Below are 7,939 nucleotides of genomic sequence, written 5' to 3'. Positions count from 1 at the left end.
CCCGGGCGCCGGCGCCTCCGGTGGCGCCAGCCGCCTCGACCCCGGTCTATTCCCTGCCTGCCCTGCGTGAGCTGGCGCGGGCCGGCCACCCGTCCCTCGCTGCCGCCCAGGCGCTGGTGGAAGCCGGCAGCGCCCAGGTGACCGCCGCCGCGGCCTATCCCAACCCTGATGTGGAGTTCCTCGCCGGCCGCACCCAGGCCCGGGTGCCCGGGGTGACCGGCGGCAGCGCCCAGACCCTCACCATCCAGCAGCGCATCGACAACCCGTGGCAGCGCGATGCGCGCATTGCCGCTGCCGGCCACGGGCTGGAGGCCCGTCAGGCCGAGCGCCGCGGGTTTGAAAACGACCTGCTGGCGCGCCTCGATCAGCGCTTCTTCGAGGTGCTCCGGCGCATGGCCGAACAGCGCGCCGCCCAGGAGGATCTCCAGCTCGCCGAGCAGATCCGGGCCAAGGTGGCGGTGCGCGTCGATACCGGCGAGGCGCCCCGCTACGAGCTCATCAAGGCCGACACCGAGCGGCTCAACGCCCAGAAGACCGCCGAGAGCAGCGAGCTGCGCGTGGTCCAGGCCCGGGCGGCCCTGCGCGCGCTGGTCGGTGCCGGGCTGCCGGCGGATTTCCAGCTCGACGGTTCCCTGTCGGGCGCGGTGAATGTGCCGCCTCTCGAACAGCTGCGCGCCGAAGTGCTGGCCCGCAACCCCGAACTGCGGCGCAACCAGGCCGAAGTGCGCCGCGCCGAGCGCCAGCTGGAGCTAGAACGCCTGCGCCGTCAGCCCGAGGTGGCCCTGAAGGTGGCCGAGGATCGCGACCACGAGCTGCGCGACACTCGCCTCGGCGTGGTGGTGTCGGTGCCGATCTGGGATCGTCGCCAGGGCCCGGTGGCCGAGGCCGGCGCGCTGCTCAGCCGCAGCCGCAGCGAGCTGGCGGCCCAGGAGCTGACGCTGCTCCAGGCCCTCGAAGGCGCCTATCGCCAGTACGAGATCACCCGCAACCAGGTGAACGCCCTCGAGACCGGCATCCTGCGCGAGGCCGAGGCGGCCCTGAAGGTGGCCGAGGCCGCCTACCGCTTCGGCGAGCGGGGCATCCTCGATTACCTGGATGCCCAGCGCGTCTTCCGCGCCGCCCGTAACGAACTCATCGCCGCCCGCCATGAACTGCAGCTGGCCGTCATCGACATCGAGCGCCTGCGCGCCACCAACCTCAAGGAGTCCGGACAATGACCGCCCCCTCTCGCCTCTTGTCCCTGATCGTGTGCGGGCTGTTGCTTGCCGGATGCGGCAAGTCAAAGACGGATGCGCCACCGTCCGCAAGGCCCGATCCGGCCATGGTGGCGCCCGGTGAAGAACTGCAGGCCGGCCTGAAGGTCGCCGCGATCGGACGTGCCCCGGTGGCCGACACCCTCCACGTGGCGGGCCGGATCGCCTTTGACGAGCAGCGCATCGCGCGCATCGGCGCCACCGTGACCGGGCGCGTGGCCGACCTGAACGCCGAACTGGGCGACGCGGTGAAGCCGGGTGCCGTGCTCGCGGTGATCCACAGCACCGAGCTGACCGCCGCCCAGCTGGCCTACCTCAAGTCCCAATCCACCGCCGAACTGAACCGCCGTGCGGTGGAGCGGGCGCGGGTGCTGCTCGCCAACGACGTGATCGGCAGCGCCGAACTGCAGCGCCGCGAGACCGAGCTGGCGCTGGCCGACGCCGAACGCAAGGCCGCAGCCGACCAGTTGCGGGTGCTGGGCCTGTCGGACAAGTCGATCGAGGCCCTGGGGCGGAAGGGCGCGATCTCATCGACCACGCCGGTGGCGGCGACGATCACCGGTGTGGTGGTGGAGCGCAAGGTGACACCGGGCCAGGTGGTCCAGCCGTCGGATGCGTTGTTCACGGTGGCCGATCTGTCGCGCCTGTGGGCCGTGGCCCAGGTGCCCGAGGAGCAGTCGGGTCAGGCCCGGGTGGGGCAGCAGGTCACCATCGAAGTGCCGGCCCTCGATGGCGAGAAGGTTCAGGGCAAGGTGATCTACGTGGGCCAGACCGTGAATCCGCAGACCCGCACGGTGCTGGTCCGCATCGCGCTGGACAACGCAGACGGGCGCCTCAAGCCCGACATGCTGGCGACGATGCTGATCGAAGGGCGCCCCAAGGAGCAGCTGGTGGTGCCGGCCAGCGCGGTGGTGCGCGAGGACAACACCGACTACGTGTTCGTCGCCGCAGCCGGTGACGAGGCCCGCTACCGGCTCACCAAGGTGGCCCTCGGCCCCGAGGGCAAGGGCGTGCGGCCGGTGCTCGGCGGGCTCGATGCGGGGGCGCGGATTGTCGTCGATGGCGCCTTCCATCTCAATAACGAGCGGCGGCGCATGCTGCTGGGGGGCTGAGCGATGATTGAATCCCTGATCCGCGCGGCGCTCAAGCAGCGCATCGTGCTGCTGGTGATTGCCCTCAGCCTGCTGGTGGCCGGCTTGTTTGCGGTACGCAAGCTGTCGGTTGATGCTTTCCCGGACGTGACCAACGTACAGGTCCAGGTGGCTACCGAGGCGCCGGGGCGTTCGCCCGAGGAGGTCGAACGCTTCGTCACCGTGCCGGTGGAGATCGCCATGACCGGCTTGCCCGGGCTGGTGGAGATGCGTTCGCTCAACCGTAACGGCATCTCCATCGTCACCCTGGTGTTCACCGACAAGACCGACGTCTACTTCGCCCGTCAGCTGGTGATGGAGCGGCTCATCGAGGTGATGGGGCGGATGCCGGAAGGCGTTGCGCCGGTGCTTGGCCCGGTGACCACGGGCCTGGGCGAAGTGTTCCAGTACACGCTCGAGCATCCGTCCGACCGGGGCGCCGACGGCAAGCTGAAGATGCTCACCGAGGCCGAGCTGACCGAGCGGCGCACCGTGCAGGACTGGGTGGTGCGGCCGCTGTTGCGCTCGGTCTCCGGGGTGGCCGAGATCAACTCGATGGGCGGCCACGCCAAGCAGTACCAGGTGCGGGTAAATCCCGATCGGCTGCGCTACTACCAGCTCACTGCCCACGACGTGTATCGGTCGCTGGCGGCCAACAACGCCAACTCGGGAGGCGGCGTGCTGCCCCGTTACGCCGAGCAGCTCATCATCCGTGGCCAGGGCCTGATCCGCACCGTGGACGACATCGGCCTGATCGTCGTGAAGGAGGTGGGCGGCACGCCGGTGTATGTGCGTGACGTGGCCGAGGTGGATGTGGGCGCCGAGGTGCGCCAGGGCGCCATCATCAAGAACGGCGAGACCGAGGCGGTGGCGGGCATCGTGCAGATGATCCGCGGCGGCAACGCGCGGGAGGTGGTCGAACGCCTCAAGCTGAAGGTGGCCGACATCAACCAGAAGCAGATGCTGCCCGGTGGCCTGCAGATCGTGCCGTTCTACGACCGCACCGATCTGGTCAATGCGGCGATGTTCACGGTGGGCAAGGTGCTCGCCGAGGGCATCGTGCTGGTGGTGGTGGTCCTGTTCATCTTTCTGGGCGACGTGCGCTCGTCGCTCATCGTGGTGGCCAACCTGGTGCTCACGCCGCTGCTCACCTTCATGGTGATGAACCACTACGGCATCTCGGCCAACCTCATGTCGCTGGGTGGCCTCGCCATCGCCATCGGCCTGATGGTGGACGGGGCGGTGGTGGTCGTGGAGAACGCCTACGTGCGCCTCGGCGAGCGGGTGAAGACCGGGGAATCGGCGGTGCGGATCATCTTCGACGCGGCCTCGGAGGTAGGCAAGCCGGTGCTGTTCGGGGTGGGCATCATCATCCTGGTGTTCATGCCGCTGCTGTCGCTGGAGGGCATGGAGGGCAAGATGTTTGCGCCGCTGGCGATGACCATCGGGATCGCCCTGAGCATCTCGCTGCTGCTGTCCTTCACCCTCACGCCGGTGCTGTGCTCTTATCTGCTCAAGGGCGGCGACGACCACGACACCAAGGTCGTGGCGCTGCTCAAGAAGCCCTACCTGCGGCTGCTGGAAACCGCGCTGGCCAACCCCAAGGGCACCACGGTGGCTGCGGTGGCGGCGTTTGCGGCGAGCCTGGCGGTGGTGCCGCTGCTGGGCAAATCCTTCATCCCGACGATGCAGGAGGGGGCGCTCACGCCGGTGATCGTCCGCGCGCCGAACATCTCACTGGACGAGTCGCTGAAGATGGAGTTCGAGGCCATGCGGCGCATCATCGACGTGCCGGGCGTGGCGATGGCGGTGTCGCGGCTGGGCCGCGGCGAGTCGCCATCCGACCCGGGCCAGCCCCACGAATCCGACCCCATCGTGGCCCTGCTGCCCAAAGACCAGTGGCCGGATGGCTGGACCCAGGACGACATCGCCAACGCAATGCGCGACAAGCTGCGCAGTCTGCCGGGCATTGAGCTGGCGATCTCCCAGCCGATTGCGGCGCGGGTGGATGAGATGGTGTCGGGCGTGCGTTCCCAGGTGGCGGTCAAGCTGTTCGGCGACGACCTGGAGAAGCTGCGCAGCACCGGGGAGTCGATCTCCCGGGTGCTGGCGTCGGTGCCCGGCGCGACCGACCTGCGCGTCGAGCGGGTGTCGGGCCAGAGCTACCTCAACATCGAGATCGACCGCGCGGCCATCGCCCGCCACGGCATCAACGTGGAGGACGTGAACGAGCTGATCGAGATGGCGGTGGGCGGCAAGGTGGCCACCGAGGTCTTCGAGGGCGAGCGGCGCTTCCAGCTGGCCCTGCGCTACCCGGCCATGTACCGCAACAACGCCGAGGCGATCGGCAACATCGTGCTGCGTTCGCCCAACGGGGCGGTGGTGCCGCTGCACGACGTGGCGAAGATCGAGGTGCAGGACGGCCCGGCGCAGATCTCCCGAGAGTCGGGGCGGCGCCGGCTGGTGATCGGCGCCAATGTGCAGGGCCGCGACCTGGGCAGCTTCGTGGCCGAGGCCCAGGCCCGCCTGGCTGCCGACGTGGTGCTGCCCGAGGGCTACGAGGTGCAGTGGGGCGGGCAGTTCGAGAACATGGAGCGGGCCATGAAGCGCCTGGCGGTGATCGTGCCGCTGACGGTGCTGGCGATCTTCTTCCTGCTCTTCGTGCTGTTCAACTCGGCGCGCTACGCGTCGCTCATCATCACCGTGCTGCCGCTGGCGTCCATCGGCGGGTTGTTCGGGCTGCTGCTGGCGGGCGAGTACCTGTCGGTGCCGGCGGCGGTGGGCTTCATCAACCTGTGGGGCATTGCGGTGCTCAACGGGGTGGTGCTGGTGTCCTGCGTGCGTCAGCTGCAGGCGGGCGGCATGAGCCAGGCCGATGCCGTGCGCGAGGGCTGCCGCCAGCGCTTCCGGCCGGTGATGATGACGGCCAGCGTGGCGCTGCTGGCGCTGATCCCGATGCTGTTTTCCACGGGGCCGGGCTCGGAAGTGACCCGCCCGCTGGCGGTGGTGGTGATCGGCGGGCTGCTCAGCTCGACGGCGCTGACGCTGCTGGTGTTGCCCGTGCTGTACCGCTGGTTCGAGGAAAAGGAGATTGAGGCATGAAGGAAATCCGCGCTGTGATCCGCCCGCAAAGGCTGCCTCGCCTGCGCGAGGTGCTACGGGCCGTACCCGGCTTTCCGGGGATGACAATCAGCAAGGCGGTGGGCTGTGGCGCCACGGCGCGCCACGTGCCCAGCACGATCAAGGAGGAACTGACCGACTTCACCGACAAGGTGCGCATCGAGATCGTCGCCCCCGACGAGATCGCCGACACGCTGGTGGCGTGCATCGTCCAGGTGGCCAGCACCGGCCAGACGGGCGACGGGCTGGTGTGGGTGACCGAAATCACCCGCGCCGTGTTCATCCGCAAGACGGTGGGCGGCTGAGGCCCGCCGCGCTCAGAGTTCGACCGAGAAGGACAGCCAGCCCATCGGCGCCACCGGATTGACCGGTGAGCCCAGGTGGGCCGGCAGACATTGCTCGGAGCGGTCGGTGATTTCCTGGTGGCGGCCGCCCAGGTTCATGCCGTTGATGGAGATCTCGGCCCTGCGGCCGTCCACGCGGAAGGCCCGGGCGATGCGCAGGTCGCCGGTGGTGTAGGCCCGCGAGGTGTAGTCGCAGCCCGGCACATAGCCGTAGCCGCCGGCCAGCGGGCCCATCCGCAGCAGGCTGGCAGTGCTGCTCCAGCCGTTGCCGTAATCCTGCAGCCAGGTGAGGCTGGCGGTGTAGGGCGCGGTGCGCTTGGCGACTTCCGGGTCGTCGGTGTGACGGTCGATCATCGTATGGCTGAACAGCACCTCGGTGCCGGCCCGGGGCTTGGTCCGCAGCTGGTATTCGACACCCCGAAGCACCACCGGTGAGGAGAGATTCACGAACTGGGAGCTGGGCAGCGGCAGCACCGCGCCGCCCGAGGGCACGATGCGGCGGATCACGAAATCGCTGATCCGCTCGCTGAAGATGCGCACGTCGAGGGTCGCATCGAGGGTGTGAAAGCGCCCCAGGTAGCCGATCTCGACGGTGTCCACCCGCGGTACCTTCAGGTTGGGGTTGGCCTGGTAGGGCCAGGCGAGGAGCAGGCCGGGCGTGGCGGGGTCGTAGGCGCGCACGTCGCCATGGAGCTCGAACAGGTTGCGCTGCTGCCAGGCCCGCGCATAGCCGGCGCGGAAGGTGTCGCTGGGGCTCGCCTGCCAGTTGATGAAGGCGCGGGGGATGAACTGGGGCGCCACCGGCCCGTTCTTCTCGAGCAGCCCGCCCAGGTTGAGCTGCCATTCGGGCGTCAGGCGCCAGTCGAGGTTCGAGAAGGCCCGGTACAGGTCCATCGGCTCGGGCCGTCCGCCGGCGAACAGGAAGGGCGCCCGGGTCTCGTCGCGGCGGCCTTCCACGCCCCACACCAGGCGCGCCTTGCTGCCGAGGGCGAAGCGGTGCTGCAGCTCGATGTTGGTGCGGTCGCTGGAGCGGTTGCGGTCGAGGGGCACCGCCGGATAGCTCGGCGGCGCGGCGGCCAGCCAGCGGTCGATGCTGCGCTCACGGTTGCGGTAGAAGCTGAGCAGCCATTCCTCGTCTTCCGAGACGACGCGCCGCCAGGCGAGGTGGACCGTGCTGCCCTCGCTGCCGGTGCTGCGCTCGCCGTTGTTGCCGAACACCGAATCCGGATAGCCCTGGTCGCGGTTCATCTGGTTGTAGCCGGCGCGCAGGGTGAGCTCGTTCTGGGCGTCGAGGCGGAAGTCGCTGCGCAGGCTGACGGTGCGGCTGACGTGGCTGTCCCGCAGGCTGCCGAAGCCCTGGTCGCGGTTCTGGGCGACGGACAGGCGCAGCCCGTGGCCGTCGCTGCTGCCCGCCCAGCTGGCGTGGAAGTCGGCAATGCCGTGGGAACCCAGGTTGGTCTGGGCCGAGGCGCCCTGATCCTGATGGCTGTGGCGGGTGATGATGTTGATCACGCCCAGGAAGGCGTTGGCGCCATAGGCGTTGGAGTTGGTGCCCCGCACGACCTCGATGCGCTCGATCTCCTGGATCGTCAGGGGCAGGGCCGACCAGTCGACACCGCCGAAGGCGCTGGGCGCATACACCGAGCGGCCGTCGATCAGTACCTGGATTTCGGTGGGGTAGTCGCTGCCCAGGCCGTGGTAGGTGACCCACTGGGCGTGGCCGCGTTCCTGGCCGATCTGCATGCCGGGCACCAGGCGCAGCAGGCGGGCGACGTCGCGGTAGCCGGTGGCGCGGATGAAATCCCGATCGAGGATGGTCACCGCCCCCGGGGCCTCGTTGAGGGCCTGGGGGAGGCGCGAGGCCGACAGGACGGTCGGCAGTTCCTCGAAGAACGGGGATTCCCCGCCTTCACGGTCGGCCGACTGGCTGGCGAAGACGCTCAGCGCAGGCAGGGCCGCCACGATCGCGGCGAGCAGAATCCGACGTGACGGCGGCAAGGACATCGGGTGTTGTTGTTATTGATCCGGACGGGACGATGACCCGATTCCGGAAATTCCACGGTGCCCGGATTATAAACAGCCCTCCCGGGGC

Annotated in this window: 5 protein-coding genes; 4 read left to right on the top strand and 1 reads right to left on the bottom strand. The window is 69.2% G+C overall.

Going from position 1 to position 7,939, the window contains the following annotated elements; genetic code table 11:
• The 4 genes from QQK25_RS09835 to QQK25_RS09820 all read left to right on the top strand — a co-directional run.
• A partial coding sequence (locus QQK25_RS09835; protein ID WP_284187765.1) for a TolC family protein occupies positions 1 to 1,217 on the top strand: 1,217 nt, incomplete at its 5' end.
• Positions 1,214 to 2,365: an efflux RND transporter periplasmic adaptor subunit gene (locus QQK25_RS09830; RefSeq protein ID WP_284187764.1), complete on the top strand. Its 1,152-nt coding sequence runs from the start codon at positions 1,214 to 1,216 to the stop codon at positions 2,363 to 2,365. The genes QQK25_RS09835 and QQK25_RS09830, both read left to right, overlap by 4 nt.
• Positions 2,366 to 2,368: 3 nt before the next feature.
• On the top strand, positions 2,369 to 5,485 hold the full coding sequence (locus QQK25_RS09825; RefSeq protein ID WP_284187763.1) for an efflux RND transporter permease subunit: 3,117 nt from the start codon (positions 2,369 to 2,371) through the stop codon (positions 5,483 to 5,485).
• Positions 5,482 to 5,808 (top strand): P-II family nitrogen regulator, encoded by a 327-nt coding sequence (locus QQK25_RS09820; protein ID WP_284187762.1) that lies wholly within the window; start codon positions 5,482 to 5,484, stop codon positions 5,806 to 5,808. The genes QQK25_RS09825 and QQK25_RS09820 overlap by 4 nt, the downstream gene beginning before the upstream one ends.
• 12 nt (positions 5,809 to 5,820) lie before the next feature.
• Here QQK25_RS09820 and QQK25_RS09815 read toward each other — a convergent pair whose 3' ends face one another.
• Positions 5,821 to 7,851 carry a TonB-dependent receptor plug domain-containing protein gene (locus tag QQK25_RS09815; RefSeq protein ID WP_284187761.1) on the bottom strand — a complete coding sequence of 677 codons (2,031 nt, stop codon included), beginning with the start codon at positions 7,849 to 7,851 and terminating at the stop codon, positions 5,821 to 5,823.
• Positions 7,852 to 7,939 lie beyond the last annotated feature (88 nt).

It is taken from the genome of Zoogloea oryzae, from assembly GCF_030161255.1.
Taxonomy (GTDB): domain Bacteria; phylum Pseudomonadota; class Gammaproteobacteria; order Burkholderiales; family Rhodocyclaceae; genus Zoogloea; species Zoogloea oryzae.
This window is presented reverse-complemented; position numbering and strand designations above follow the sequence as displayed.

Bases quoted from the DNA above. Each gene is read 5' to 3' on its own strand.
- QQK25_RS09820 (WP_284187762.1), top strand. From the start codon at position 5,482: ATGAAGGAAATCCGCGCTGTGATCCGCCCGCAAAGGCTGCCTCGCCTG.
- QQK25_RS09830 (WP_284187764.1), top strand. From the start codon at position 1,214: ATGACCGCCCCCTCTCGCCTCTTGTCCCTGATCGTGTGCGGGCTGTTG.
- QQK25_RS09815 (WP_284187761.1), bottom strand. From the start codon at position 7,851: ATGTCCTTGCCGCCGTCACGTCGGATTCTGCTCGCCGCGATCGTGGCG.
- QQK25_RS09825 (WP_284187763.1), top strand. From the start codon at position 2,369: ATGATTGAATCCCTGATCCGCGCGGCGCTCAAGCAGCGCATCGTGCTG.